At 47.7% G+C, this 419-nt stretch carries 1 protein-coding gene; it reads right to left on the reverse strand.

What is annotated here, in order from left to right:
- The coding region (locus tag HBA93_RS18835) for a CocE/NonD family hydrolase (RefSeq protein WP_221724314.1) at window positions 1–419 on the reverse strand (419 nt) is incomplete at both ends.

The raw sequence follows: 419 nt of genomic DNA on the forward strand, positions 1-419 counted from the left end.
CCATGGAAGGCGTGTTATAGTCTGTAAAATTCTCACCGACCGAACCATGCTTCAAAAAAGCATCCCGCGTTTGATGAGACAACCATTCTTCCATCATAAAATGACCGCCATTGAGGCGTTCAAGCCACATATCTTTCCAGCTGTCACCAATGATAGCTTTGTCCGGCGAGCGTGACTGATAAGCAAGCATTGTTGTAGCCCATGACAGCTGAGCCGACAAATGTGTCCCATTCTTGTAATGAATATCATCATTATATCGGTCCACCGTTGATGCGATGGAAATAACGGCTTTTAACGCCGGAGGTTTAAGCGCCGCCACCTGCATACAGTTGAAACCACCCCATGAGATGCCCATCATACCAACCGAGCCGTTCGACCATGGTTGCTCCGCGATCCAACCGATAATTTCACAGGCATTT

The sequence above is a fragment of the Ochrobactrum sp. SFR4 genome, from assembly GCF_019730395.1.
Lineage (GTDB): Bacteria > Pseudomonadota > Alphaproteobacteria > Rhizobiales > Rhizobiaceae > Pseudochrobactrum.